Origin of the sequence: Providencia rettgeri, from assembly GCF_001874625.1 — a bacterium.
In the GTDB taxonomy this organism is placed as follows: domain Bacteria; phylum Pseudomonadota; class Gammaproteobacteria; order Enterobacterales; family Enterobacteriaceae; genus Providencia; species Providencia huashanensis.
Map to the genome: position 1 here is coordinate 1798653 of NZ_CP017671.1, position 26288 is coordinate 1824940.

The following is a 26288-nucleotide window of genomic DNA, read 5'->3' on the forward strand; positions in this document are numbered from 1 at the left end:
TAGCCCAATTTGGACAATTCCAGCGCGATACAAAAAAAAGCCCGGTCTGAACCGGGCTTTGAGAGGAATGAACCTTAGTTCATGGTAACAGCTTCGGATTTGCCACCAGAGTCATCGACCCCAACCAGAGAGATGGTCGGCATCGTTTCATAGGTGCCCTTGCTGATAGTCACTCGATCAGAGCTGATGCTCTGCAACTCACCGGCAATGGTCCATTCGTAGGACTTCATGCGGCCATCGGTATCTTCGCAGTTCGCATAAACGATCCACGACCCAACGGTCTCTCGTGAGCTCAGGCTACATGCAGGCAACTTGTTCTCTGCCACATTGATGTTCACCTCGCCCTCAGCTTCATGCCCCATTTCTGAGGTTATTTTCAGCTTGATGCTGTGCTCACCAGCGCCCAGAGTTGCTCTGCCGTAGTAACCGCTGCTTTCCAACGGCGTACCATCTACCGAGTAGACGCGAGTCGAAATACGGTCGCGTGGGTGGCCGCCAGAAATGTACGGTCGCAACAGCACATCCAGAGGCTCACGCTCGTATTTGTTCGAGCCAGAGTATTGCAGGTCGATAGCATAGGGCTCTGCCTGGCCGATCTTGAGCGGTTGCTCGATCACGGTTTCATGGCCGCGAGCATCACGGACAGTCACCTTGATGTTGTAATCGCCCGGCTCATTGATCACAAAGGACCGGACAATATCCTGCCGCTGATCCTGAATCACTGCGCCTTCCGGCAACTCCCACTCGTAGGTCGGTTCTTCCAGCTTGCCGTTGAAGGCAATTGGCCGCACTGACGCGGTGATCGTCGCAGGAGCCACGTCAGCGTTCTTCCTGACCTGCATTCCGAAGCTCGGCCATACATACTGCCACACGCGGGAGCGTAGGCTATGCGAGGCTTCTGCACCCTGATCTCGGTATCCTTCGATCCAGGTGGTGTACTTCGTTTCTACAGTAGCCTGGTTGAGGTCAGTGTCCGAAGGCACGTACTCAGCAGTATCACCCTGCACAATTGAGCCATCAGGCAGCGTGAAGAACCCGTTCAGCTTCACGTCCATCCCACGGTAAGGCAGGCTGGTTTCGGCTTTGAACACATACTTCTTACCGGTCTCAATGACTCGCGGCCCTGTCACGTAAGGACGGGGGGCCTTCACTGCTCGGAAGTCAACTGCCGTTTTCGCAACTTCATAGGCATAGCCGTCATCAGCCGGTGCAGTGGCAGAGCGCACACGAGCCCACAGGCGGTATCGGGTTTCTTCATCGCTCGAAAGCGTGATGCTATCCCCTGTCTGCGCGTAGGTTTTGCCACCGTCAGTAGACCACTCAACAATGGCATTGCCACCGGAGATTGGCTCATCGTTCAACGTCAGGTTCGCTGTGTACTTGCCTTCACTTCCGACAAACAACGTGGTCGGGCCGATAACAGCAATATCAGGTTTGTCGTAAGCGACAACACTGACCGCTTCGGTGTACTTTTCCGCACCTGAGTTGACGTTCACCACCTTGGCCCGAACCTGGTACTCCCCCTTGTCGAAGGTCTTCACAAGCTGATACTTGTATCGATCTTCTGGGATGAACTGCTCCCAGGTTTTACCGTCGTCCTTACTGGTTTCCCACACAACCTGGCCGGTAGCCCGGAGATCCTGACGGTCGTCCAAAGATAGCTTGAACACAGCAGTGAACGGAGCTTCACCAGACAACTTGCGAGCCTCCACGCCAGCACCGATGGCACCACCACGAAGCACTGTCAAGAAGGCAGGTCTGATAGACAACTCTGTGCGGTTGTAACCCTCAACAGGGCTTTCCAGAACAGCCTCAGCAGCGATACGGACGGAGGAAGTATCCACACCAGACAGGTCTACTGAGAACTGAGCTTCACCGTTCGATGCTTCCGCATAATCAGTGAGCGCAACCGTCTCGTTGTAGGCCTTTTGCTGGATCAGGCGTACTTTCCACACCCCCATCGTGTTAGCGTCATAGTCACCATCAGGTTTGTACTGATCACGGATGAGAACCCTAACCGGCAATGCCTGGGTGTCAATCGCGGTATCACCTTTAACTTCAACGATAGGACGGATACTGTCAGAAGGTGCAGAGATAGCCCGGTAGACAACCTCAGTCTTCACATCAGGCACCTTGTTGTAGGCCGCGTTCACCTTGTAGGTGGTCTCCTCCCACAACGCTCGCTCATCGGTATTGATGCGGCGATACACCTTATTGGTGGCACCCCATCCCGGAGTGAAGGTCTCAGACTCAAGAACATCAGAGTTGCGCGATATGGCAATATCCAGATCAGCTCGTTCAGAGTTGATAATGGCATCACCCAGGTAGTTACCTGTCATCGGCACCAAGTAGATGTTGTCTTTGAAGTTGTAGTCGGAGGCTAGTTCAACGGTCGGAGCTGGTGGGTCAACCGCTTCGACATTGAAAGTCTCGTCGTTCAACGTCACCCGAGTGCCGTTACGGGTGAAAATACTTACCCGCCACCCCAGAGGGTGATCACCGTTCTCGGCCAGGGAACCTGACAACGAAGGAGATTCCGATAACGGGTCTTGGACCAGTCCATCGGGGATCTGCTGCCACTCGAACAGACAGGTGCGGCTTGCACTGCCAACAGCTTTGTTCGCGGCCTCGTTTTTCGCACGGTCAGCACTGAGAGTGATTGAACAATCAGGACCTTTGCTCTGCTTGAAGTTCACATCAAAGTCTTCAATGACGCGATTCACCTGAGCAATGTCATCAATCGGGGTGTAACCAACAGAGCCATAGGCAGTAGTTACCGTCAGGTTCTGAGAGCCAGACCCAACTTTTACCTTGGAACCGTCACCACTGAACAGGTACAGGCTGTATTCGACAGGTTGTTCACCAATGCTCACAGCCTGCCCCACCAGCCCGGCAACTTTCATCCCGTTGTTGTCCTGCGTAGTTTGTTCAGCCTCATCCGGAGTTCTGTCCCATTGGAGCAAACACACCGGGTCACGAATTGGGTCTGCGGCCATAGCCACATCCTCTTTCGTGGTGAACCGGCAAGGCACACCCGACTCTGGCAGGGCATAGATTTTCACCGGGTCAATAACCTGGCGAATTGTCCATGATTCAGCCGAGAGCTTGGCCGTCCCTTTCCAGGTATTGATGTCCACAACCAAGATGGGTGAGTTCGGCGCGGAGGTCATGACAAGAAGACTGGAAGAGCCGACCACATCAGGAACAGCCGGTTTAACCGGAATGCTCAAACGACCACCTGACGCACCGAAATCATGTTGGCTCATGATCCCCATTGTCTGGCCCGGCTCGATACGCACCCCATTCACCACCAGCGGCACTTTCGCATCAGAACGGAGGGTCGCAAACACGTCGTATGAACCTGTCACGACAGCACCATCACTGAGCGTCAGCGGCTTGGTCTCGATGATCCGCTTGCCATCTGCATGAACAAATTCATGAGTGACAGCGGGGACCATAACCTTGCCATCCATCCCATCCGCCAGCATCACCTGACGCGGTTTGTACTCGAAGCCAACCGCCTTTTGAACCGCGTTGCCTTGTGCGTCCTCACCGGAAACAGTCAGCGTGTAAGATTCCCCTTCCTTCAAAGACGGGAACATTACCGGGTACTCAAGGCGGAATCGACCTTTCGACTCCTCACGCCAAGACAACTGCACCTTGTCATCGGCTGGGCCTCCGACGAGGGCAATAGAGGTCAGCTTAGGACTCGGGTCGGCAGTATCAGTCAAGGTGATTACAACATCATCCAAAGACTGGATTGGTGCTCCATCACTGATCGATACGGTTAGTGTCGGCGCTGAATTATCTATGCTCATAGCATATTGGGAGCCAGTGAATACCTGCTTAACCTCATTACCGAAAGCATCTTTAGCTACGAGAGATATGCCGGTATATGTGCCCTCTGACAGATTCTCAGCAGAAAATGTGAAAAACCAATCATTTGTGCTACTACGAAGAACTTCAGTACGAGACAACGGACGTTCTTCGCCAGTCGAGGTTATCGCAGACGCACTTGAGTTGTTAGAAATAACCCACTGGTTAACACCCCAACCGTCAAATGAATCAGGCTCACGGAAATGAGCTTTAAAAATCCGCCCATTTCGTTCTAACCCAGCAATTTCAGGAGGGTTAAGGTCATAGCAGAACGTTGCCCCAATCCGATCAGACGGAAGTTCAGGCTTCCCTTCCGGTCGAGACCAATATCCAGGCCATGAACATGAGCGCCCACTGAACGATATATCCGTATCCACTTCTGCATAAGAAGCATTTGCCGGAATTTTAGTAGTAGGCAACCAAGATCCCCATAACTCCTGAGCGTAAGGTCTCGGCTCAACATGAAATCTCAGTTTTTTATAATGGTTAACTGAGCTCATATTAATGGTTTCACCGCGGACCCACTGACCATCATCCCTAAGATATTCAACATACTTACCGATGGGAGCCAAGCTAACCGATGGATCAGCTTTCACACTGACGGATGTATTACCAAGAGAGTTCATAACCCAGTCGTAAATAATAAACGACTTAGTTTTTGTCCCATGTTGCTGGAATACATCAGCTTGCGTCTGCCGATAATCATATGTACCGTCTTCGGCAATGATATTGCCTTCAATACAGTTTTTATAATCACACCAGTTACCGCTTTGAGCACCGTAAGGTGAAGAAGGATAGGAGTTTGTTTTGGGTATCCGGTAGAGCACCCTGTAGGTATCGGAATAAATGGTCATTCCGTTCTGATAAGGCGCAAAACCTGATAGGGCCTGACCATTAACCTTAAAAGTTGAGGCCTGCGGGTTCTTAGGGTCATACACTGCTACTGGCTCAGGATTCTCTCCAGACTTTGCACCTACTGAATCCCAAGCAATAGGATAGGCTATTGACCCTTTGTTCCCTGCTTTATCCAGGGCCTCGAAATGAAGCGTATATAGATCCTCCCCATTAGGGAACACAGTGCTCCAGTTCAACAACTGGCCTTGGCCGTTGGCGTAATTAACCGAGACAACAGGACTCCTCTTGCCTTTGCTATCTACAGCATACGCCTGTATAGAGGAAACCGAAGAACCGGCATCAGATGCAGACACATCTATACCTGAAAATCGGTTAGGACCTCGCAGTAGCGTTCCATCAGAAAGCGCCCGGTTCCATTCCCCTTTTACTGTCACGTTTGCCAAACTTGGCGCTGTCGTATCGACTTGAAGCGGGTATTCATCAGTCTGAACGGAACTTCCGTCTGACGCCAGTATTTCGGCCCTTAGTTTGTAGACTCCCTCGGAAGGAGCCGGTAGTTGAAGTTCCGCACCATAGTAGGATTTTCCACCCACTGTGATGCGATCAGTAGCCCCAAGAAGGTGGCTGGTCGCTGTCGAAACCACTGTTCCATCCGACCGAATCACCGAAATCTTTACCTTTCGGTCGATACCGGCACTCAAGGCAAACGAGATATTGCCCGTTGGGTTGGCATAGTTGGCATTCGGAGTCAGAGACCGTTGCGTACCATCTGGAGCCTTAAAGGTGTATTCCAGCAGCTCTGCATGAGCAGCACCAGCGGTAAGAACCGCCAGAGCCCCAAGCATCGCCGGAATTTTAGGCTTGAAATTGATCATCGCATTCTCCATTCGTTTTGAGTTACAAGAACCCAATGCTGGAGGTTACGGGAGGGAGTGCATAAACATGGGCTGTGGAAGTGCCCTTTTTGAGCAAATAAGGAAATAGTTGGAATTTGTTATGACTGGACTTTTTGCCAAAAAATAAGGGCAGCTTTTAGGCTGCCCCTATCACCCGTTGATTAACGGCAAGGTGTCTTTTACACCCCCAGGCCATTGCTGAGTTGCACAACAGCCGGGATGACCTTCTCTGCATGTTCCAGAGTAGCAGACATGATGGATTCCACTACGGTCGGGGAGTTGTACAGGCCCATACCGCCACCGATACCCATAGCGAAAGCCATGAGGCTCTGGCGAGCGATACCACCAACAACACCGACCAGGATCATCGCACCCGCAACGATTCGACCCAAAGTACCTTGGGTCCAATCCTTGAGAGTTACCCATACGTCGTCAAACGCTGTACCACCAGTACCAGCGTGGGCCTGATCCGGCACGAGCAGGAAGGCTACCACCATCAACCCCAGGAAGAGGAAGAGTGCGTTGTTTTTACTTGAGGCATTCGCCAACTGATTTGCGTTCATCAAGAACATCTCCTATTTGGTTGTTTCAGACTTCGGTTCGTGTTGTACCGTTTGCAGCGGTCTCAAAACTGGCTCACTTTGCGGTGTGCCATCCCCAATCACCCACCTGCGCGGTTCGATTTCGGTATAGACATACCCTGTCACGATGAGATCACCATTGGTGTCCTCCCAGGGAGCTACCCAAATCCGCATAACCTGTGCTGGTGTACGAATTGGAATCGGGCGATCCGGAAGACGCGGTGCGACATAGTTGTCAATCACCGGGTCTCCGGAGCTAGATGAGTTCGCTGAAACGTTTGAGGAACCTTCGCCATCCGCTTCCGCTTTGGCCTCGACTTCCTCTGGTTTCATTGGGCGCGGGACATTTCCGTCATTGGTTGCGGCGTAAACGTCTCGCGCTGACATACACTGAACACCATTCGGCATTCCCGGACAGCTATACTCATCCTTGCCGATGTTGAACGTCGAACAGCCCGACAAAATAAGTAGCGCTGCACCCACCCCCAACATCTTTGCGGATCTTACTGCCTGTTCCTTTTGAGCCTCGCCTCTGGAACTGCCCTTTCTGGTCAAAATGTTCAAATTTTTCATTTCTTGGTTCCCCCGGTGGAACGAATTTGTAGCTTGGTTCCTTTGGTCACGATGATGTCTACCTGACGGCCAGCATCGACCTCGATAACGGGGAAGATGCCTTCGGCCATGTCGATATAGAACTGAGCGATGCGATCTAGCGCCTTACTGGCCCCCTTCACTGCTGCTCCCTGCAACATCTGGTCGGAGAACACAGACTGGTACTGGGTATTTGAGCCAGGGTTAGTGCTGACGACCGGCACAGGATTGACGTCAAAGGCTTCGGAAACGCCACCAAGGAAGCCTGCCATCAAGCTCTTGGCGATGATTTGCCCCTGCTTCGATACGACGCGACCACGGACACCGGCCTTACCGTCTTCACCCACTGCATAGGAATCCAGCTTCGCTTCTATGACCCCCCCATCATCCCGAACGCACGAGAAGGTCTCGCCACGCAGGTACGCTCGCTCTGAACTGAGATCTCCATAGCCTGAAACAATCAGGAAGCACTCACGAACATCCGCACGGAAGCGGTTAGGCAAAATAGCCTCTTTCTGAATCCTGAGGGTCGAAGGGAACGGATCTCGACGAGCACCTTGAGATGTTGGTGCGTCCATACCGTTGATGAGCACCCCTGTCAGGATGGAGCCAGAAGGTAGGTAGATAGACTCATCATCCTTGTTGTCCTTCTCTTCAACTTCTGGCGCTTTCTGCGAGTAGCTCACTATTTGGATGCCTGGTTTAGTTGCATCACGACCGTCTCCCTTGCCAGTTGCAGGAGCCCCACCCTTCGAGTCAGGAAGCGGTGCGTCCCGAAAAAAGGATGCTGGATCTTTGTAGTCGAGCTTTTTCTCCATGAACTGACCATCACCACCAGATGCACCATTAACATCGGCTCTGGCATCCTCTGATGAAGAGGATGTTTTTCCACCAGCAGCGCCGGTTTCGACTTTCTTAGCCAATTCCATGTTCTTCTGGGTCAGGCGGTCCAAATCTTGACGAAGGCGGGTCATCTCACGGCCAACATCACTGGATTTCCCGGCAGTGGTTTTGGTTTCCTCCAGCTCTTTCTTGACTCGTTCCAGCTCCTTTTTCAGGTCGGAGTTTTCACGAGACACCATCTTCACATCGGCAGACAACGAATCTATCCCGATCTCACGGGTGTTTTTGTCTGTGAGAACGTGCTTGATGGTTTCTTGGCGACCGCGCTTCTCTTCTTTCTTGGGTTCACCAGAGAACATTGTCACGACCGCAAAAAGAACGAAGACGCCGCCAGCGATAGACACCCAACGCTTCTTGTTGGGGTCTAACTGTGTCCAAAATCGCTTAATCATTGGGCACCTCCCAGCAGCGATGGACGCTTAGACGTTGGTGCGAGACCACGCTTCTGCTTCTTCGCCACATAGATCTCCGTCTTCTGGCCGGGCTCAAGCACGTTAAGCGGCCACGTAGTCACCGCAGCCACATCCCAGCTCCCACACAACGCCTCTTTGAACTCAATAGGCTGATCAGAGACGTTCAGGGCGACACCGATGAACACGTTAAGGTGGTGGCCCATCATGTATTGCCCCTTGCTAAAATCCACCTTTACCCCAGGATGAGCGCAGCTCGGCACCGCAGCACCAGCAGGGATGCGGTTCAACGTGTAACCTTGAGGGACTTCACCAAGAGCAATCTTTCGGAATACTGACCGGATGGTTTCGACATAAGGCTGGCTCTGTTCCCAGGTCTCAGCCTTGGTATTGGCAAAAGCACCAGTGATACCTACACCACCATCGAGCTTGAGAAAGACTTCTCTGGGCGGAATACGACGGGGAACCATCGTCAGGCTGAGAGCTTGGGCTTCCGAGCCTTTTTCAGTAATGAACATAGTCACCGGATACTGCTTATCCGTGGCGACATAGACCACATTCTCTTTGATGCAGACCTCACCACACTGGCCGTTATCCGTCGCCCCGGTCAGAGATGTTGAAACGATCTCAGGATTGCTGAAAGGCGTGACGATTCGGTTCGGATGACCAACGGCTATCGGGATGATCTGGTTAACCCCCGGCTTCATCGTCAGTAAGGGGTTTTCATTCATGCTGCCCACAACCTCATGGGAGCTTTGTCCTGACGTCACAGGGGCAGGAACATCCTTTTTCATAACACTGGCCGGGACAACAGGAATGTCATCCGAGGCATAGGCCATTGAAGTTCCAAGCGCCAAGGACAGCGCCAGGAGCGAAAGTTTAGCGTTGTTCTTCATGCTTTCTCCGGTTTTCTTCTTTGCGCTGGAGTTGCTCCAAAACAGTTTTGGTGCGTGGCTTTCCTACATAGGTGTCGATGTAGTCCAGCACGGGCGCGTAGTTTGAAATCTTGATGGCGAACTCGTAGGAGCGTTCGCTACGCTCTTCGTTAGAAGAAGCCCCTTTGACGTAGGAATATCCGTAGACAAACACCTTGTCGCTCTTGGGCTCGTACTCAACAAAACGCGGCTCAAACCGCATGGTTACGCGGTCGTTCTTGATCTGTTGAGCTTGAATTTCGATGGCATCAATCACGTCCTGATAGATGCTCGGGGAGAGAAGCGGGGTGATCCGTTCTTTCACAAAGTCAACGGTTCCTGGCGTCACATTGCCAAGGAGCTGAGCAAAAGCGAAACCCCAAGCCTCTTTATAGGACTGAGAGGCGTTATTTTTCGTCACCCAGGCTTCTTCCGTGAGCGTGAAAGGCTGGATAGTGACGATGGTTTCCTTGCTGAATACTTGGACCACCAGCAGGAAAACGATAGCAATAAGACCACCCTGGAAGATTCGTCCCCACTTATTTTCTGTTTGGGTCCCTTCCCAGGTCTTGAGATACTTTTTCAGGTTCAAGGCAAATACCTCCGGACAAACGGATTCTTGAGAGATTTGGCCTTGGTCATGATGAACCCGGCCCAGTAGATCATGTGGAGCAGGTATCCATCCGGATGGTTATCCCTGAATCGGCGATAAAGGTTGGTTACAAGTAACCCCCCCAGAAAGCAGATCAGGGCCTTACCGATGATGACCCCTATCGTTAGCCCCAAAAGCATCGGGGCCAACTCATCTGCGCTCCACAACAGCAGATGCGGGGGCTCATCGACCCGGCGCGGTATCTTTACAGGCTTCATAGCAACCCTCTTCTTTTCCTAGTGGCCTGTATTCTCATTCAGGGTCACTGATTTTCTGCCACGGCTTCGCGCCCTTTTCGGGCACTTCCAGCGACAAATAAAAAAAGGCGGCCTAAGCCGCCTTTTTTGCGTTTACTGGATCGGTTATTGATTTTGAGGAACCGCTTCCGAATGTTTTTCCGAAGCCGCAACGCTAACTTCATTGGCTGGTCGGGCCACCCCCAGAGTTTTCACTTCCTTGTTAGCATTGGCTTTAAACTTGAACATCAGACTGTACGCCGCCAGCAGGAAGAAGCTGAGAATGCCCCAGTAGGTCTGAACCGTGCCCAGAGCCTTGGCCGGGTCACTTGCAGCTCTGTTGGCCGTATCAGCAGCCAACTTAACCCACTGACTCCAGTCAAAACCTGCCGCAAAAGCAGACAGCCAAAACGCGACGGCCACTGGAACGATGAAGATGCACATCAGCACCGCGTTCATCAAAAACCAGAAAAATTGTTTATTAAGGTTCACACTTCCTCCCATTAACCTAGAAAATTGAATGCGTGTTCCAGGTTCATCCCTGCAACAACACCTATAACGAACATCACCTGCCAGACAAGGAACTGCCAGGAGATGAATGAACCAGATGAGCTTTCGCTTTCTCTGACGTGAGCTTGTGCGGACATAGACCCTCCAAATAACTTGTCGTCATCACGGAGTAATCGTCTCTTAATTGATCAATCTAGGAACAGTGCTGTTACGGCCCATTTTGGGCACTTTATGGAGGTTTATTCGAGGAGATGATAAGAGCGGGAGGCGAAAAACTTTCACATGTGAAAGTTCAAAGCGGCCAATGGCCGCTTGTTTCACACTGTTCTATTGTAACGGAGTTCTCGATAAGCATCCCATGCTTGCTCTGATGAGACACCTCGACAACCAACATCTGTGGCGCACTCAAGGTCCATCTTGTACTGCTTAACCTTCTGGTCTGCTGTATCGCCCCAGCTCATGGCTGATGGGTACTTGGAAACACTAAACACATTTTCAAGTTCAGCCTGATAGTCGTCGTTTTGTAACAGAGGTTCGGTTTCACCATCATCCCAGCGAATGTAAGCCTTACCCTGGAGAGCCTTCAAATGCAAAGGCACCAGTAAGGTGGAAATCACTTCGTCAGCCCTGATGTCTTTGTAAGCACACCAGTGAGGTTTAACGGTGATCACACCATTTACCAAAACGATGTCACACGCCAGTGTCGCTTCAACATTATCGTTAACATCCTGCCGAGCGTAGATCTCCACGAAACCAACCTGCTCTGGAACAACCTTGTCGATGAAGCTCCAAAAGCTGGGGTACGACGTTCCATCGCTGAGCGTCAACTGACCGTCATGCTCTTTCAGCATACGGTTCAGTTGTGCAGTGAAGAACTCTGCCGACACTTTTCTTGCCAATGGTTCCATATCACTCAGTCGTAGAGTGGCTCCTGCACCCCCCTCATACACCTCTCCAAAAAAGAAATCTCTCTTACGCATTAGACTTTGCCTCCTTTAATCGCTTGCTGGGTCAGCTTGATCCAGTTCAACGGGTTTTCACAGTCAACATGGTTGCCAGCGGCACCAACTACCGTTTTGTATGCCTCCGAGCCTGCCGCTGTGTGTACTGCCAGCATAAACGAAAACATAGGGTCATTTTGCATGGTGCCAATCATCATTGCACTGGAAGTGTCTTTGAGCTGGCAGTTTTCAACCCGCAGATTGAGTACATCTTTTGCCACCATCTTACAGTCGGGACACACCTTCTCAAGGTTCTTGAGCTTTGCGTCGTCATTGAGCACATCAGGAGCCGCGATGGCAGTACCGGCCATACACAGCCCCAGTGCCAGCAGTTTGAGTTTATTGGTTACTTTCATGGTTCCTCTCTATATCGTTCCAATTTCGTTTCGGTAAAAGAACAGTGGCCCAGTGACTGTTCTGAGTTCCGGCGTTACTTGCTTTACTCTTGAGCAAATATGCTGCTTGAAAAAGTTGTGGTATCCGTACAAAGCTGGGCGTGTAAAAACGGAATAGATAATGAGGGTGATGGCCGCACCAGCGGCCCACCCGATCACGTCCGGAGAGATAAGTCCTGGCACGTCTGAGATACGTTCTGGTTCAACCAAGCGGCACACCACCAGCACCCAGAACCACATTACCGGCATCACAAAGATCATCTTTCCGACGCAAGCAATGAGCACCTTCACCAAATTCAAGCTCTGCGCCCAGTAAAGCCACAACGCAGACAAGGATTGGCGACGTATCACCTGGTAGACGTTCAATGGGATGTCGCACAGATGCACCCCATCTTGATTTATAACGGAGTAGCTCATCCTCCCTCCCTATACCCGTTTCTGGAGGTTGCCGAACGTCAGGCCAACCAGGACACAGCACGTCATCATTGTCATCGGGATGACAACCGGATCGAGCGCTATGGGGATGAAGAACGCGATGAACAATCCGGCCATCAGGTACATCGTTCCGCGAACGCTATAACGATGGAGAACCGGACTCGCATAATCGAAGTTGGTCCGCTTAATTCGCCATGTCATCATCCCGTCATATACCGCAGGTACGAACAGGATCAGCATATAGGGAGCCCACGCGGCTAACAGCGCCAACCGTGTGTAGAACTGGTAAATGACGTTGACAAAGGCTTCCATGCGGCCTTTGACCCACACAAACCAGCCCTTGCCCATATCCTGCATCCCCTTGGACTTCTGGCGCTCCTCTTCTGATGGGATCAGCGTTTGGTACATCCCCTCATAGAAGCCTGAATCAATAACGCTCGACCTGAACCAGGTAGATGCTTTGTTCTGTATCCAGTCTCTTGCTTCGACACCAAGACTCTGTTCCACCAGCACGGATTCCCTTTTGATGGCTCTGTCTGTCCAGTCGCCAGGGATCAGCAGCAATATTGCCAGCAACTCAATAACCAGCAGCCATGCGACCAGCAACCACGGCTTCTTCATAGTCGGTTCTCCTTAAAACAGTTTTCACGCTCTCACAGGTGATGAGCTCATACAGCAAGCCACGCAAAGAGGTCTCATCCTCATGGGGCTGCGGGTTAATGGATAGTTCTCCTGGATGGGAAGAAAGCCACAGTGAGAACGACTCTCCTGAATCGACAGACCATGAATCACCGCCACTATCGACAATTTGCACTTCCAACGCCCGGCAGGTTTCGGTGATCAGGGTTTCCAGAAATGCCCCAATTCTGGCCGGGTCTTCATATTTCTCTCTCTGCTCATGAAACACGAGCTGGCTGTAGCGATGCAGAGCTTCTTCAATGATCGGGTAAATCACAGGCTCCTGATTAGCCTTAATCCCGTCTGTGATGTAGCAGCTCAGCTTCTCGATGATGGCCTCCGATGCAGGCCAGTCGAATTGGAGGATGCTCAGGATGTGAGCGTTCTTGCGGCCACGACTTTTCAATTCATTCATAACCCTGTCGAAAGGGTTCACATCGACCATGATGGCTACCTCGTAATCTCTATACTTCTTGTCACACATAGCTCTGCTCTTACTGGGTCAATATGGGCAGACGGCCTTTTACGATTGTTCCGCCTGAAATTTTGGCTATGTATTCCAGGTTCGGAAGCATTCCCAATAACTGGGCTGGGAACAGATCAGCTTCCTCCTCCATCAAACGCTCGCCTTGGTTGCCTCCGTGCATAATGGGCTCCTTGCCATCCGAGTTCTGGCCTTGAGTCCGCATGACGTACTTGAGCCGGGTCTTCGGCAGGTTATCCGCGATATACTCCTGGGTTTCACCATCGACGATACGCAGAGCAAACGTGTTGTTGATGTTCCCCAACACCTGGAGCGCTTTGTCTTTGCTACCCAGTCGAGCTGCGAAGTCAGCAAAAGTCTGAGTTGCAACGAAAAGACGAAGTTTCGCACCGCGACCTTTGTTCAGGAGCTGGATGAACGGGTCGTTGATCACCTCGGCAGCCTCATCAACAAAGATATTTACGGGTCTGTTGTTGACGCCGTAGTTGTATCTGTCACCGGCAACCGCTGTCAGGTCTGACAGGAAGATGGACCCCATAGCACTACCAACCATGTTGTCGGTCAGGGAGTCGAGCCCCAGATAAGCAACTTGAGCGTTGTTGATGATTTTTGCGGAATCGGTGATCTGGCGTTCGTCGCTCAGATCAGATGAGTCTGGAGACAGCAGAGGGCCTAGCTCCCCGGACGTCAGCATATTCATGATCGGCAGGAGGTTCGCCACCATCTTGGAGAAGTGGGTTTGGTCGTGCTGGAACATCGACAGCAAGCCTTCCAGGTCAGAGTTCGGGTGCTCAGGTTGGATGATGTCGTAGTAGAACTTCATCAACGCGAAAGCGATCTTCTCACGCGAACCGTTTTTGGCTTTTTCCAAGTAAGCCGCTGCTTCTGCCTCCCAGTCGGGCATAACTCGCTCTGAGTAAGCCTGAACGGCCTTGATGACCAAGCCAGCAGCGCCACCTTCAAGGAATCGGCGGAGCTTTGTCAGGTTGGGACGATCATGAGTGATGACCAAGCCCTGAGCGATGTTGTTCAGTGCCTGCCATCCAAATGATTTGAACGGGTCGGCCCCTGCTTCGGACGGGATCAACGCTGCCAAACGACTTGCGATTTCAGTCACGCGGGTGAAGTTACGCAGAGGGTCGATACGCACCGACTCTTCCGGGAATGCTGGATGAAATGAGACGAATCTTTCCGGCTGCCCCATAGCTTCACAGGCACGTCGGGCATTGTCCCGCATCTCCTTATCCCCTTTCGGGTCTATGATGATCACGGCTTCCCCACGCAGAATGGCCTGTGAAATCAGGATGTCGAACATACGGGTCTTGCCCGAGCCGGTGGTCCCAACGATCAGCGAATGCCCCTCAGTGTGCTTGAGTGGCTGCATCAGCTTCTCTTCTTTGGGCTCTACCCCGTGAATCCAGGGCTGGCCGATTGGCAGCTCCTTTTTCTTACCCTGTATCTTCCGGACAACCTTTTTGACCGTGGACTCTCTCCCTACGATGGAAGTCCAGTCGCGTTTCAGGATCTCAAACACGCGCTGGGCATGGCGGTTTTCCCACAGGAACCCACTACCAAGCCACATATCGTCCGGCGTGTCCTTGATGTACTTTTGGAGCTCCGCAATGGAAATAAACTCCAGATCACGCCCCTTCAAATGCTTTTGGAGCAGGTGAAGTTTGATAGCCTTGGGCAAACGAGCCATCGCCATCACGCCACAGATCCCCGTCATCCAATAGAATGGCTCCGGCGGCATCGTGCTGACTTGCTCTACGGCCAAAGCCGCGCCGGAGGCGGCAAGCCAGCCTGCTACAGCATTTTTTTCATAGTTGGGCCGCCACGGCATCTCGTAGGCGAGCGGGTCATAACTCATTGTCATGTTTCATTTACCTCTAAATACAATTTTCCCTGACGTTTCTTGAGCAAAGGGCGTCTCTGTGCCCGGCTCAGCATCCCGCAGAGGATGTGTTTGCTGATGCCGATGTTTTCACCGGCAATCATGTCGAAGGCTTTGTCACTGGTTACTAAGCAGCCATCCTCTTCCAGGACAGGTGTCACGAGCCATCGGCCCGAGCGTTTTTGGATCATGTCCTTGAGCATCTGGAGTGCTTTCTGAGGCGTAACACCAGACGGCAAGAAATCTTCCGCGTTGATGTCTTTCGGGTTTGTTTTCGCCTTAGGCGGCTCAAACTCCCTAACCTCTGGATCTTCCCTTTCTCGCACCTCGACGTGTCCCAATTCCTTCTCACGCTCAACTTTGGGCTCAGGAGCCACCGGTTGAGCCTCCCGCTTAGGAAGGCGAGCCACGTTCTGTTTTTCTTGGACCGGCTTGCGCTGTTGCTCTTCAACCGGAGAAGTAACATCGACCTTCTTCTCCTTCGGCTGTGGCTGGGAGTCCTTACCTTTCGCCTTTTGTTCAGGCGAGGCTTTACCGGCATTAACCTCAGGCTTCTGCTGCTGCGCCTTTTTTCGGCTTTGTTGTTTCGGTGCAGACTTATTTTTGCTTGCATCCAAGCCAGGGGGAGAGACGAGCTCAAAGGCATCCTGGTATCCACCCATTGACGCCTCGGCATCCTTAATGGCCGCCACGACTGCATCTGAAAGCTGCTCCGCCAGTACAATTGCCTTCACTCCGCTGAAATCACGAACTTTGCGACCTGGCATAATCGGGTCCGGAACAATCGCGTTGGCGTGGGACAGCTTCGAGAGAACCTCTGACGGCGCACCCAGCGACCGAGCGCCATCCGGGTACAAAATGACGGCTTGCCCCTTCATCAGGCATAGGACTTCGCCCAGCGTCGTTTTACCTTCCAAAACAGGCATGATCGCTTGTTCAAGCAACGCCGATGCTTCCCCGTATCCAGACAACATCTCAACGAGCAAGGTCTTTGCGTCCTTCTCATGCTGATTAACGTTGTCCGTATGCGGCATTTCTGGCGTGTGCGTTGGTTGTTCTGGTGCGTCAGTCAGCATAGGGAGCGGCTCAATCGCCCATGATGGCGGTTCATCAGAACCACCGAACATTGGAAAGTCATCGCCCTGCAGGGAGTTTTGTTCTTGTGGAACGAAGTCCTGTTTTGGCTGCTCCTCTTGCTTTCCGGGCATTGCCACATCTGGGATTTCTGAGTTTGTTGCGTCAGTGCTGGTTGTCTCTGCCGATGCGTTGAATGCGTCAAACGGGAAGTCGATGTCCCCCAGTCCACCCCCAACATCCTTGAGTGCTTGTAACGGATTGTCGTTTGCCAAAGGTGGTGCGTTTTTGGCAATGTCCTGAGGGGACAGATCCTCTTTTGCCTCTGGTTTATGGGGTTGTTTCTCCGTATCACTCTTCGGTTTTGCTTTGCCCGGTTTGCTCTGCGGCTTACCCTTCTTGCCAGCGTCAGGCTTAGATGATTCCGTTGGTCCCGCATCTTTTTGCTCTGGCTTCTCCTCGACAGCATCGGAGGTGCTTTTCAGCATCTCCATCGCATCACCAAAGCCAAGGCCAGCTAGAGCTTTCTCTGCTTCCTGCTCTGCGGCCAACATGTCATCGTTCAGAGCTGCTTCACCTTCCTCTTGGTCGTCACCGTCATCGGCTTCCTCAGGATCAACGAACTCAATCTCAGCGTCCTCAACATCACCAACAACTTCCGCAGCAACAGCCGCAGGAGGCTCAGTCGTAAACACCAGGTCGTTTGATTCGAGTCGGAGCATCAAGATCTTCACCGAACCCGCCGCCTCCTGGAGCATCTCAGGCAAAACTTCCCAGTAGCGGTAGTACGCACGTTCACCCTTCTCCTGCACCGTGTTTGGTACAGCAAAACCACGTTCGATGAGAATGTCGGCCAGTGTGTCAGGGTCTCGTGGGATACCGGGGATCTTGTCGTGGCTGATCAAGTCATAAAGGTCCCCAAGCTGTTTCCAGGCAATGAATACACCTTGGTTGAGGTGCCAGACTTTCGCGCCTGGCTCATTGACCTTCCATTTTCCGGTTTTAACCAGGCGGCGGATGGCATCGAACACGTAACGCTCGACGGGCACACCATAGGAGAACTCGTCCACATCGAGACGACTCTGGCGAAGGTCCCGTGAGACGCTCTCTTGGTCAGCGCGAAGCATCAGCTTGGTCACAGGCTGATTGACGCTGGTTCCTGAGATAGCTTCCAGCATCGCTTCCATGATGGACGGGCCAGACTTGGACAGAAACTCCCGAGTCTCAGCCGGAATAATTCGATCCACCGCCAGCAGCGAGAATTGCTCATGTCTTTTGTGTCGCTTGTCGCGCCACCGGATAAAGTAACGGTCGATTTCGTGACGGTGTGCCCAGTCATGAAGTGACTCCGAATACGGGTTCCATGTGATTGACCCGTCTTTGTCCGTAATGGACACATCCGAGAGCGGTTTACCCACATCATGCAGCAGCCCAGAGAAACAGCTCGCCAGTCTCCAACGCGGCTCATTGTCACGGCGTTCCCGAGGCGTCCCCTCGATGGAAAAGATAACTGACTCAGATGCCTGAGCTGCCCAGAAGGCCACTTCAAGCCCATGTCGGAACAGACCACCAGCGCCACGGTGGTGGTGTGATTCGGAAGCTGGCAACAGGTGAACAAACGCGGCATACCGCTGGATCACCGGCAAAACAAGCCGGTTGAAGTCGTCCACAGTGAAACCGAGAGAGTTCCGCACTTTCTCAATCAGTTCAGCTTGGGTTGCCAGTATCTTGTCTAGTGGGGCCACTGGCAGGCCCTTGGCAAAAGGTGGGTATCGAGGGATTTCTTCATCTTCCACGTCTTTAAGCGGCAACACTCTGGCGCTCGGCGCGGTCTCGATCACTCCACTTCGCCCACCAAATAACTTGTTAAGGGCTTTCAGCATGTAGGTTGACCATATTCCTATCGTATTTCTCGTCGCTACATGCTCTCAAAACACCTTTAGATCGCACACACGCCTATCTGTCCAATTTGGGCAGTTTGAGAAACCAGCTTTCCATCCCCCCCTTTTAGAATGGGCTCATCGACAATTTTTGATGAGGAACGACACGATGAGACAACTGATAGCAATTCTGGGAGTGGCAATTCTGGCCGGGTGTGCCTCTAACGCCCCCGAGCAAAAGCCTCAGCCCCAGACTGCCCCTGCCGAAAATGACAAACCTGCCCGAGTTAGCCGGGAACTGTCGATGGCATGGGACAACATGGGGCGCGGTGGTGCTGCATTACGTCAACCTGGTTATATCCATGTGCTGGGCGACGGTAATGTCAGCGCAACGATGAACAAGGTCAAAGATGACTCCGCTGGTTCAGATAAAACTCCAGCAGGGATCAAGCAGCACGGGGATGTGAACGAAGCCATCAATACCTTCAAGTCCATGAATAAAGGCAAAGGCTACTCGCTGTACGAGTTGTCACGCTGGGAACGCTATTGCGATGGCGGCAAAGGTATGGACGAGCACGATTGGCGCTTTGTGGAAGCCGAGGGGACTACAAACATCCCCAAGGATGTTGTAACCGGCTGCATACCACCTACCCACACCTATCAAGATTATCTGAATGCCTGGACGCACTTTTGCACCAGCCAGGCTGTAACTGACGCAGATCGCCGCATTGTGCGCGAGTCCGTGCGTCCCTATTCAGTGGTGAACCCATGCAAAGCTCTGAAATAAGAAACCAGACAGAGCCAAGCCGTAAGGCTGAGCTCTTCGACGCTTTATCAATCATGCTCCAGGAGGCCGGTTCGAGGGGTAATTCCCGCGAAGCGGCCTATGTCATTTCTGGAGTCCTCGAAAACCTCTCCAGAGACTACCCCGAAGTCAAAGGTCTGGCCCAAAGCTGGGCTGAGCTGGCGAATCTGGAATCAAAGATGAGAGGAGCTGCTTAATGGACCTTTATATCTGCGAGAAGCCTTCTCAGGCCAAAGATTTGGCTGGCGTAATGAAGGCCTCCCAACGAGGTGATGGATTTCTCCATGATGGAGGAAACCGCGTTATTACGTGGGCGTTCGGCCACCTGCTGGAATTGTATATGCCAGACGATTATGACGAACGCTACAAGTCATGGTCACTGGAGACCCTCCCTATTGCACCAGAGTCATGGCGGTACAACGTTCGCAAGAGTGCGTTCAAACAGTACAAAATTGTTGAGGGACTGGTCAAAAAGGCGAGCACCATCTACATCTCAACGGACTACGACCGAGAAGGTGAGGCTATCGCCCGTTCGCTTCTGGATCGATTCCGCTACTCTGGCCCTATTCGCCGGGTTTGTTTGACGGCTCTCGATGAGTCAAGCATCAAGAAAGCGCTGAACAACGTAAAGGATGGCAAGGATACGGTCTCACTCTACTACGCCGCATTGGCACGGCAACGCGCTGACTGGTTGGTAGGCATGAACGTGAGCCGCCTCTACACAGTGCTGGCCCGAGATGTCGGCTTCAACCACACTCTTCACGTTGGCAGGGTTATCACCCCAACCGTCGCTCTTGTTTGTCAACGGGACCGAGAGATCGCCGGTTTCACCCCCTCACCATACTGGACTCTGGGTGTGAACGTGTCCGTACAGAATGGACAGTTTGCCGCCCAATGGATACCACCAGAAGAGTGCAGTGACGAGCAAGGCCGGTGCGTCAATAAGGCCTATGCCGAGCAGGTAGCCTCCCAGGTCAATGGTGCCAATGCTGTTATCAGCAAAGCAGAAACCAAACCAGGTAAAGAGTCAGCCCCCCTCCCCTTCGATCTAACGTCGCTGCAACAATACGCAAGCAAACGATGGGGATACACCGCTCAGCAGGTACTGGATGCAGCTCAAGCTCTGTACGAGACGCACAAAGCGACCACCTACCCTCGTACTGATAGTCGTTATCTACCCGAGAGCCAAAAGGAAGACATTCCGGACATTCTCCAGGCGCTCATTTTGTCCGATCAGAACGTCTCTGGGCTGGTGGCTGGCGCAGATCCTCATCGCAAGGCCAGGGTATTCAATGACGCCAAAGTGACCGCGCACCACGCGATCATTCCAACACCGGCCAGAACAGACATCAGTGCCATGTCTGAGATCGAGTTCAATCTTTACGACGCCATCCGTCGTTTCTACATCGCGCAGTTCTACAGCGAGTTCGAGTTCACCAAAACCTCCATCGAGGTGCAGTGTGGGCGTCACCTCTTTGCGGCCTCTGGTAAGACACCTGCCAAACAAGGCTGGAAGGTTTTGTTTGCTTCTGATAGTGAAAGCAGTCCCAAGGACGAGGGGGAAGACACCGACGCGCCGGTTGAACAAGAGAAGCTCCCCAGGGTTAGCCAGGGCGAACCCGCTTTGCTTAATGGTGCCGAGCTGGCAAACAAAATGACGCGGCCAGCACCGCACTTCACCGAAGCCACATTGCTTGCCGCGATGGAGAACATTGCCCGGTTCGTGACTGAGGAGAAGTTCAAGCAAATTCTCAAAGACACAGCCGGTTTAGGCACTCCAGCAACACGCGCAAGCATCATCCAGGGCGCTGTTGATAAAGGCTACTTCAAACGTCAGAAAAAGGTACTGCTTGCAACTGATAAGGCTCATGCGCTTATCGCAGTGCTTCCACCAGCCATCAAATCACCCGGCATGACTGCGGCTTGGGAGCAGGAGCTTGAGAAAGTCGCCTCCGGCTCCGGGAATATGTCTGTCTTCATGAAGCAGATTTCCACCTGGATCTGCCAAATGGTTGAGCAGCTCAAAGTGGCCGCACCGGTTCTGACCAAAGAAGGTGGCGCGATGGCTAAAGCCTTCGAGGGCGCTAAGCCGCCTTCACACGAATGCTTCAACTGCGGTGGAGAGATGCACCGGATCAAAGGGAAGAACGGATTTTTCTGGGGCTGCCAGAACGAGGCTTGCAAGAAGACGTTCCCAGACAACCGAGGGAAACCCGAGAAGCGTATCGCGGCTGAGGATTGTCCAGACTGCCCAGATTGCGGTAGCCCGATGCGTCTCAGGAAAGGAAAAGCGCCCGGCAAGAAGCGAGCTTCTAAGTTCTGGGGCTGCACCGCCTATCCCGATTGCAAAGGCACTATGCCCTTCAAAAAGTCGGACTTTATGGATTGATAGAGGAATTAAGTATGTTTGGAACAATCATTTTAACTGCGATGCTCACCACCAGCTCAGCCACTGCCGAAGATGCAGGGAAGAACATCGCCTCAGGCTTGGCGGCGGCATCCGCCAGCCAAATGGGGCAGGCCGTAATGCCAACTTTAGCTACCAGCTCGGCCATTGCAAAAAGCGCAGGTAAAGGCATGGTGTCAGGTTTGGCTGCGGCGACTGCCAGCTACATTCCCCAAGACGAGCTGAGCTTTACTCGAAGCTATAAGAACTCTGAGGCTGTGGATATGGCAAAGGGCCTGGGGACATTGAAAGAAGCGCCTGAGTTTCTCTACGTTGTTACAGACGTAAATGCCAACATGGCGGTCAAATGCAAGCGCGTCTGGGAGCCTCAATCTCTGGCTTTAAGTCCAGTGATTGTTGAGCTGGTGGAACTACGTAAGACGAACAACAAAGACAGCTACGAACAAGCACTATCCCACCTCGATTGTTCAATGTTCACAGACTAAAACAATTAAGGGGCCGATGGCCCCTAATTTTTAATAACCCAATTTCTTTTGATACCTGATTTTCCTACCAAGCACAGTTGTCATACACCATTCAATTCACATGGATAGCGAATACTTCAACCGGACAATCTCCAAAGTGCGGGTGCGTTATAACACTCCTTGAGAAGCCACGCCAAGGGCGAATCTCTATCCTGGACATATCTCCAGCCTTTGGGTAGCCACACTTAACATGGACTTCATCATACTCGCGCCCCTCTAGTCTTTTTATCCAGTAGTCTGTAACGAGGCGATATTCATCTGGTTTTTCTCCAGATTTGATCTGATCGAAGTAAATCTTTTTTACGGGCAGATGAAGTATTCTCTTTTTCATAATCACCACCTGATAGCCCATCAGACTATCTAACTATTCGACAAAACATCCCTTTTTCAATTTCTGTCTCTCTCGCCTCATGGGCCAATACAATATCCGCGATAACACGAATATTCCCTTCATAGTTGCGAATGGCCGCATCCCTCATCGTGTCTAAAGTGTCCTGACACTTCGCTCGCCTGAATTTAACGAGCCAACTTTGCCGATCTATCTTGTCCACACCAAATCCCATTTAGCGAACCATGTATCCAGCTTTTTTGGCCGCAGCATCAAGCTCGGAGGAGAAGTTAACGTCGGACTTTTCTGCCGCGTTATAGAGGGCTCCACACTTGGGCCATGAGCGTCCTACCAGTTTCATCGCCAACGCATCCGCCAGCATTTCTCGGATCTGTGTTTCAGCCTCACCAAAATCGGCCAGAGTTTCGTCTATGCCCGACTCTTCCATCAGCTCGATGAGCTGTGGTTGTTTGAGCCAGACGCCTGTTTGCATTTCCAACTGATCTCTTGCATCGGCCACCAATTGGCGTTCAAGGGTTACGCCATTCACGGTCTTAACAAATTGCTTTGGCTGACGCTTTACCTTTTTTGGCCTGGACACATCAGAGATAACCGTCACCGGCTTCCCACGCAGTTCACGCGGCAACGGTCCACTTAGCCCCAGAACTAAGCGACGAGCGTACTCATGCTCGTATGGTTTCAACCCTCGACCTTCACGGTACATTTCAGTATCCACCAGCAGATCACCGCGCAGCCTCGCATTTTTCCGCACTTGTTCGGACAAGACCGATTTACCCTTCCCGCTGGCTCCCATTACGAGCGAGTGAGATTCTACTTTGTTATCAAAAAACATAATTCCGCCCCCAAGGAGGTGTTGCTATAAAACATGGTTTGAACATCCGTATTTTCACGGCAATAACCGCCGGATAATGCAAGACTCCCAAACCTAAATAGGTCTCCAGGTGATGACATCGAAGTCATAGCTGACTTCCGAGTTGTCGTCCGCCGTTCGCCACGAACAATCATCTTCCTGAACATGGATCAAGTCGTACTCAACAATTTTGCCCGACCAACATCCTTTAAGCTGGCAATGAACAGGCACACCGACGACCGGCATCTTGTCGTTGACGCTGATCCACGGTTCTTGCTTTTGATCCAGATCCACCGGTTAGTCCTCTATGAACGATTTAATGGATCGCCCATCAAAAAACAGTTTCCCAGTTCCTGATACCGAATGTACTTCTGGAGCTGCCTTCCCTTTCAGGAGTTTCTGATAGCGCACCGCGTCTTTGAGCTCAGAGATCCTGACGCCAATGAGTGTGGCCGTCTCCTCAACTGTTAAAATACGGTCCCAAAAGCTGGTGGCGCTGTTATTGCGCCCACCGATACTCTGGGCAACGCACTCTGTTCTGGCCGCTTTTCCCTTTGCCATTGGCAATGTCCTCTTCATTCTTCTCAGCCCCCAGCTTACTCAGTATTTCAGCTTTTGTAGCGCGATGGCCGCGCATTAAAAGAGCATTCAGCAGGTATCCAGTGAACACCTCTGTACTCGGCATACGGTCAAGCAACTCAACATACTGCTCATCCGTCAAATCATGGATCTCACAATATTTTTCCACCGCCTTTTCGTAGGCTTCTGCGTAGCCATGAGTGGAAATCCTGAAAGCAATATCCCCATTGCCGTAGCCTGGCTTTGTGACGAGAAAACAAGGCGCGAAGTAGGTTCTCTTCACCCCCATCCGGCTCCGGTTCTCAATGCTGATATAAGCCCTCAGCCCCTCAGCAATGATGTTTGGCCCGGAGTTGCGTCGCCGCTTACAAGTCTTATTCTGACGCTTCACCTCTTCTGCCTCAGCTTCCCACTTTCGGTCCAAGCTGTAGGCCAGCCGGTGAGCTGTTGCGTAGGAATACTCTCTCAAGGAGAAGTATTCCTGCCGGTAATCATCCGCCACCCCAACTGTTCGTGCGACACGGAACCCGACGAAACCGGCGTCATGGGTTCCCTCGCCGTAGTAAATGACTGCCATTATCTACCTTCCTTACTTCTGATACCGTGCTGCACCACGGTATGGCGACCGCAATTCACATTCAGGTGATCCCGAACTGCGGCCATGACCGCTGAATGCAATCTGTAATCCACACTCTGCCCAAGCGTTTCTGTCGCTTGTTCTTTTGCCATCCACGAAACATCAAAGCTATCAGGTATCGACATCAACTCCTGAACCAGATCGACCGATGGCTTGTAAATGCGGCCACCGTCTTGGATGTACACTGCATCCTTTACCCCACGATCCTGAGACTTGAGGATGGTCGGGCAACTGGTGCTTTCTCTCGTCAAGAACGCAGGCATCCTGCGAGAAGTTGACTCTCTGGCCTGAATTGACTTCAACACTGTGACGTCAGCACAATCCCCGAGGTGCTTCTCGATCACCGGCCACAATCGTCCACCAGCTCTCTGCTCAGGTTTCGGTGGAACGAACCCAGGGAAGACCGACGCCACCATGTAATAGCGTTCTCGCCCCTGGTAAGCGCCGAAATCCAGACCGTTCAAGACCATCTCAGTGAGGAAGTACCCCATCCGCCGCAGTGTCGTTCCCATCATCGCCCCGGCTCCGGATGCTTTGAAGTTCGGGACGTTTTCCACCAGCACGACGGCAGGGTTCACGACCTCGATCTGTTTTAGTGCCGGGTAAACCATGTCGAGCATGGTGGAGAGATCCTCAAGAGAACGCTCTTTGTCCCTTGGACTTTTGGCGTTTGAGTGGTCATCACACCCCAACGAGTAATGGGCCAAACCAATTGGTGGGCACTCCGCCAGCAAGGCTCCAAGGCGATCCAGCTCCAGGTGATGAATGTCTTCATTCAGCAGGATACGCGGGGAGCTGTTCACCAGCGTATTGAGCGCATGTACTTCACTCAGGTTCCGCCCGGATGCTCTGTCTCTGGCTTCAACTGGACGATGCTCCAAAACAATCTCAGCCTTCCAGCCAAGCGCTTCCATAACATGAATGTCTACCCCGCCAGTCAATGCCACAAAGGCACGGAAAGGGCTGGTTTTTCTGAACCGATCCGCAATGGCAAAGGCTCTGTTTGCGACAGGAGTGAAGACTACTCGGCCTTTTCGCATTTCGACGTGGAAACGCTCTGTATAGCGAGGGAAGCACTTATCTATGAGCCCTTGTCCAGAAAACTCAATAACGGTTTCCAGCGGGTTGTTGGAGCGACTCTTTGGTTGATACCGGCGCTGATAAACCTGGTGTGTCTGTAGTTCATCGGTCGCTGGGATCACCGAAAAACCGCCCATCCCCTCCCCTGGCTCAACGGCGATGCCCATACCTGGCTTGAACCCCATAACATCCAAAAAGTTGGACGAAACCCTAACCTTGCGTTTATCGCCTACTCGATTGAACGCAAGTTGTTTGGTTACTACGGAGGGGGAGACGATCGGTAACATTGGTCAACCTCTTTTCTTCTTGTTTTGCTCGCGCTTCACCATTGCTCCAGCAGCTTTCAGAAGTCTCTGGTTCTCCGCCAGCTCCTCTTGGAGTTCCTGAGTATCCTCTTCTGTCTGAGGCTTTTTCAGCTCGGCCTCGCAATATTGGACCTCTTCCTGCAAGCTGACTTTCGCAAACTTGAGAGCGGCCAGTCGCGTCGTATAAACGCCAAAAGGCAATTCGCCACCTTCCCGGAACTGCTTCAAACACCAGCTCGGTATAGATGGCAACCAACCAAAGTCCCCATTCTTCCGTGACCTTTTCCCCCACGTAATCCCATCTAACTTTTGGGCAAGATTGACATAGCGTTGATCGCTGGTTGAGTTGCGTCGTTTCTGAATAGAGCGAACTATCCACTCTGTAACCTCGACCTTTGCTTTATCATCATCAGAGATGTAATAAAGGGCTGCGTACAACACAGCGCCTTTACGAATGACTGATGGTGGGTATGCCTGGGCTTTCATC

Annotated in this window: 28 protein-coding genes; 4 read left to right on the forward strand and 24 right to left on the reverse strand. The window is 52.1% G+C overall.

Annotated features, from left to right (window positions below):
• Nucleotides 1-74 precede the first annotated feature (74 nt).
• The 16 genes from RB151_RS07995 to mobH form a co-directional block, all read right to left on the reverse strand.
• Entirely contained in the window at nt 75-5606 is a 5532-nt protein-coding gene (locus RB151_RS07995) for an Ig-like domain-containing protein (RefSeq protein WP_000606833.1), read from the reverse strand.
• 200 nt (nt 5607-5806) lie between these two features.
• Entirely contained in the window at nt 5807-6124 is a 318-nt protein-coding gene (gene traA, locus RB151_RS08000) for a TraA family conjugative transfer protein (RefSeq protein ID WP_064754699.1), read from the reverse strand.
• 78 nt (nt 6125-6202) lie between these two features.
• Nucleotides 6203-6781, reverse strand: a complete 579-nt coding sequence (gene traV / locus RB151_RS08005; protein ID WP_000793435.1) for a type IV conjugative transfer system lipoprotein TraV — start codon at nt 6779-6781, stop codon at nt 6203-6205.
• Entirely contained in the window at nt 6778-8091 is a 1314-nt protein-coding gene (locus RB151_RS08010) for a TraB/VirB10 family protein (RefSeq protein WP_024131605.1), read from the reverse strand. Before RB151_RS08010 ends, traV begins: the two co-directional genes overlap by 4 nt.
• A complete protein-coding gene (locus tag RB151_RS08015; RefSeq protein ID WP_000794249.1) occupies nt 8091-9008 on the reverse strand; it encodes a TraK domain-containing protein in 918 nt (305 codons plus the stop codon). The genes RB151_RS08010 and RB151_RS08015 overlap by 1 nt, the downstream gene beginning before the upstream one ends.
• Entirely contained in the window at nt 8992-9618 is a 627-nt protein-coding gene (locus tag RB151_RS08020; protein ID WP_001049716.1) for a TraE/TraK family type IV conjugative transfer system protein, read from the reverse strand. The genes RB151_RS08015 and RB151_RS08020 overlap by 17 nt, the downstream gene beginning before the upstream one ends.
• Nucleotides 9615-9896, reverse strand: a complete 282-nt coding sequence (gene traL, locus RB151_RS08025) for a type IV conjugative transfer system protein TraL (RefSeq protein ID WP_000805625.1) — start codon at nt 9894-9896, stop codon at nt 9615-9617. The genes RB151_RS08020 and traL overlap by 4 nt, the downstream gene beginning before the upstream one ends.
• Before the next feature lie 144 nt (nt 9897-10040).
• Nucleotides 10041-10406: a hypothetical protein gene (locus tag RB151_RS08030; RefSeq protein ID WP_001052531.1), complete on the reverse strand. Its 366-nt coding sequence runs from the start codon at nt 10404-10406 to the stop codon at nt 10041-10043.
• Between the two features lie 11 nt (nt 10407-10417).
• Nucleotides 10418-10561: a hypothetical protein gene (locus RB151_RS23465; protein ID WP_001275801.1), complete on the reverse strand. Its 144-nt coding sequence runs from the start codon at nt 10559-10561 to the stop codon at nt 10418-10420.
• Between the two features lie 180 nt (nt 10562-10741).
• On the reverse strand, nt 10742-11404 hold the full coding sequence (locus RB151_RS08035; RefSeq protein WP_001231463.1) for a hypothetical protein: 663 nt from the start codon (nt 11402-11404) through the stop codon (nt 10742-10744).
• Nucleotides 11404-11781, reverse strand: coding sequence for a hypothetical protein (locus RB151_RS08040; RefSeq protein ID WP_000869261.1), 378 nt, complete (start codon nt 11779-11781; stop codon nt 11404-11406). Before RB151_RS08040 ends, RB151_RS08035 begins: the two co-directional genes overlap by 1 nt.
• A gap of 241 nt (nt 11782-12022) precedes the next feature.
• Complete coding sequence (locus tag RB151_RS24225; RefSeq protein WP_169342285.1) at nt 12023-12199, reverse strand: hypothetical protein; 177 nt, start codon at nt 12197-12199, stop codon at nt 12023-12025.
• A gap of 47 nt (nt 12200-12246) precedes the next feature.
• Nucleotides 12247-12876, reverse strand: coding sequence for a DUF4400 domain-containing protein (locus tag RB151_RS08050; RefSeq protein WP_000743450.1), 630 nt, complete (start codon nt 12874-12876; stop codon nt 12247-12249).
• Entirely contained in the window at nt 12833-13378 is a 546-nt protein-coding gene (locus RB151_RS24230) for a hypothetical protein (protein WP_000228720.1), read from the reverse strand. Before RB151_RS24230 ends, RB151_RS08050 begins: the two co-directional genes overlap by 44 nt.
• 49 nt (nt 13379-13427) lie before the next feature.
• A complete protein-coding gene (traD, locus tag RB151_RS08060) occupies nt 13428-15293 on the reverse strand; it encodes a conjugative transfer system coupling protein TraD (protein ID WP_000178856.1) in 1866 nt (621 codons plus the stop codon).
• Nucleotides 15290-18268, reverse strand: a complete 2979-nt coding sequence (gene mobH, locus RB151_RS08065; protein ID WP_001337757.1) for a MobH family relaxase — start codon at nt 18266-18268, stop codon at nt 15290-15292. Before mobH ends, traD begins: the two co-directional genes overlap by 4 nt.
• Nucleotides 18269-18434: 166 nt before the next feature.
• Here mobH and RB151_RS08070 point away from each other — a divergent pair, with 166 nt between their 5' ends.
• The 4 genes from RB151_RS08070 to RB151_RS08085 are packed head-to-tail and all read left to right on the forward strand — an operon-like array spanning nt 18435 to nt 21962.
• Complete coding sequence (locus RB151_RS08070) at nt 18435-19052, forward strand: hypothetical protein (RefSeq protein ID WP_001249396.1); 618 nt, start codon at nt 18435-18437, stop codon at nt 19050-19052.
• Entirely contained in the window at nt 19034-19267 is a 234-nt protein-coding gene (locus tag RB151_RS08075) for a hypothetical protein (RefSeq protein WP_001191892.1), read from the forward strand. Before RB151_RS08070 ends, RB151_RS08075 begins: the two co-directional genes overlap by 19 nt.
• A complete protein-coding gene (locus tag RB151_RS08080; RefSeq protein WP_000366821.1) occupies nt 19267-21459 on the forward strand; it encodes a DNA topoisomerase III in 2193 nt (730 codons plus the stop codon). Before RB151_RS08075 ends, RB151_RS08080 begins: the two co-directional genes overlap by 1 nt.
• Nucleotides 21460-21473: 14 nt before the next feature.
• Nucleotides 21474-21962 (forward strand): hypothetical protein, encoded by a 489-nt coding sequence (locus RB151_RS08085; protein ID WP_000468105.1) that lies wholly within the window; start codon nt 21474-21476, stop codon nt 21960-21962.
• A gap of 91 nt (nt 21963-22053) precedes the next feature.
• Here RB151_RS08085 and RB151_RS08090 read toward each other — a convergent pair whose 3' ends face one another.
• From RB151_RS08090 to RB151_RS24240, 8 genes are all read right to left on the reverse strand, one after another.
• Nucleotides 22054-22332: a hypothetical protein gene (locus RB151_RS08090; protein ID WP_014386427.1), complete on the reverse strand. Its 279-nt coding sequence runs from the start codon at nt 22330-22332 to the stop codon at nt 22054-22056.
• A 25-nt stretch (nt 22333-22357) separates the two neighbouring features.
• Nucleotides 22358-22552: a hypothetical protein gene (locus RB151_RS08095; RefSeq protein WP_213291358.1), complete on the reverse strand. Its 195-nt coding sequence runs from the start codon at nt 22550-22552 to the stop codon at nt 22358-22360.
• A 12-nt stretch (nt 22553-22564) separates the two neighbouring features.
• Nucleotides 22565-23182, reverse strand: a complete 618-nt coding sequence (locus tag RB151_RS08100) for a hypothetical protein (RefSeq protein WP_000464631.1) — start codon at nt 23180-23182, stop codon at nt 22565-22567.
• 93 nt (nt 23183-23275) lie between these two features.
• A complete protein-coding gene (locus tag RB151_RS08105; RefSeq protein ID WP_000362482.1) occupies nt 23276-23494 on the reverse strand; it encodes a hypothetical protein in 219 nt (72 codons plus the stop codon).
• A gap of 3 nt (nt 23495-23497) precedes the next feature.
• Nucleotides 23498-23761 carry a hypothetical protein gene (locus RB151_RS24235; RefSeq protein ID WP_001337759.1) on the reverse strand — a complete coding sequence of 88 codons (264 nt, stop codon included), beginning with the start codon at nt 23759-23761 and terminating at the stop codon, nt 23498-23500.
• Entirely contained in the window at nt 23700-24356 is a 657-nt protein-coding gene (locus RB151_RS08110; RefSeq protein WP_000268551.1) for a hypothetical protein, read from the reverse strand. Before RB151_RS08110 ends, RB151_RS24235 begins: the two co-directional genes overlap by 62 nt.
• Complete coding sequence (locus RB151_RS08115; protein WP_000936896.1) at nt 24356-25783, reverse strand: DNA cytosine methyltransferase; 1428 nt, start codon at nt 25781-25783, stop codon at nt 24356-24358. The genes RB151_RS08110 and RB151_RS08115 overlap by 1 nt, the downstream gene beginning before the upstream one ends.
• A gap of 3 nt (nt 25784-25786) precedes the next feature.
• Nucleotides 25787-26287: a hypothetical protein gene (locus tag RB151_RS24240; RefSeq protein ID WP_000647189.1), complete on the reverse strand. Its 501-nt coding sequence runs from the start codon at nt 26285-26287 to the stop codon at nt 25787-25789.
• Nucleotide 26288 lies beyond the last annotated feature (1 nt).

Coding starts and splice junctions, on each gene's coding strand:
- RB151_RS07995 (WP_000606833.1), bottom strand. CDS start 5,606: ATGATCAATTTCAAGCCTAAAATTCCGGCGATGCTTGGGGCTCTGGCG.
- traA (WP_064754699.1), bottom strand. CDS start 6,124: ATGGTGGTAGCCTTCCTGCTCGTGCCGGATCAGGCCCACGCTGGTACT.
- traV (WP_000793435.1), bottom strand. CDS start 6,781: ATGAAAAATTTGAACATTTTGACCAGAAAGGGCAGTTCCAGAGGCGAG.
- RB151_RS08015 (WP_000794249.1), bottom strand. CDS start 9,008: ATGAAGAACAACGCTAAACTTTCGCTCCTGGCGCTGTCCTTGGCGCTT.
- traL (WP_000805625.1), bottom strand. CDS start 9,896: ATGAAGCCTGTAAAGATACCGCGCCGGGTCGATGAGCCCCCGCATCTG.
- RB151_RS23465 (WP_001275801.1), bottom strand. CDS start 10,561: ATGTCCGCACAAGCTCACGTCAGAGAAAGCGAAAGCTCATCTGGTTCA.
- RB151_RS08035 (WP_001231463.1), bottom strand. CDS start 11,404: ATGCGTAAGAGAGATTTCTTTTTTGGAGAGGTGTATGAGGGGGGTGCA.
- RB151_RS08040 (WP_000869261.1), bottom strand. CDS start 11,781: ATGAAAGTAACCAATAAACTCAAACTGCTGGCACTGGGGCTGTGTATG.
- RB151_RS08050 (WP_000743450.1), bottom strand. CDS start 12,876: ATGAAGAAGCCGTGGTTGCTGGTCGCATGGCTGCTGGTTATTGAGTTG.
- RB151_RS24230 (WP_000228720.1), bottom strand. CDS start 13,378: ATGGTCGATGTGAACCCTTTCGACAGGGTTATGAATGAATTGAAAAGT.
- traD (WP_000178856.1), bottom strand. CDS start 15,293: ATGACAATGAGTTATGACCCGCTCGCCTACGAGATGCCGTGGCGGCCC.
- mobH (WP_001337757.1), bottom strand. CDS start 18,268: ATGCTGAAAGCCCTTAACAAGTTATTTGGTGGGCGAAGTGGAGTGATC.
- RB151_RS08070 (WP_001249396.1), top strand. CDS start 18,435: ATGAGACAACTGATAGCAATTCTGGGAGTGGCAATTCTGGCCGGGTGT.
- RB151_RS08075 (WP_001191892.1), top strand. CDS start 19,034: ATGCAAAGCTCTGAAATAAGAAACCAGACAGAGCCAAGCCGTAAGGCT.
- RB151_RS08080 (WP_000366821.1), top strand. CDS start 19,267: ATGGACCTTTATATCTGCGAGAAGCCTTCTCAGGCCAAAGATTTGGCT.
- RB151_RS08085 (WP_000468105.1), top strand. CDS start 21,474: ATGTTTGGAACAATCATTTTAACTGCGATGCTCACCACCAGCTCAGCC.
- RB151_RS08090 (WP_014386427.1), bottom strand. CDS start 22,332: ATGAAAAAGAGAATACTTCATCTGCCCGTAAAAAAGATTTACTTCGAT.
- RB151_RS08100 (WP_000464631.1), bottom strand. CDS start 23,182: ATGTTTTTTGATAACAAAGTAGAATCTCACTCGCTCGTAATGGGAGCC.
- RB151_RS24235 (WP_001337759.1), bottom strand. CDS start 23,761: ATGGCAAAGGGAAAAGCGGCCAGAACAGAGTGCGTTGCCCAGAGTATC.
- RB151_RS08110 (WP_000268551.1), bottom strand. CDS start 24,356: ATGGCAGTCATTTACTACGGCGAGGGAACCCATGACGCCGGTTTCGTC.
- RB151_RS08115 (WP_000936896.1), bottom strand. CDS start 25,783: ATGTTACCGATCGTCTCCCCCTCCGTAGTAACCAAACAACTTGCGTTC.
- RB151_RS24240 (WP_000647189.1), bottom strand. CDS start 26,287: ATGAAAGCCCAGGCATACCCACCATCAGTCATTCGTAAAGGCGCTGTG.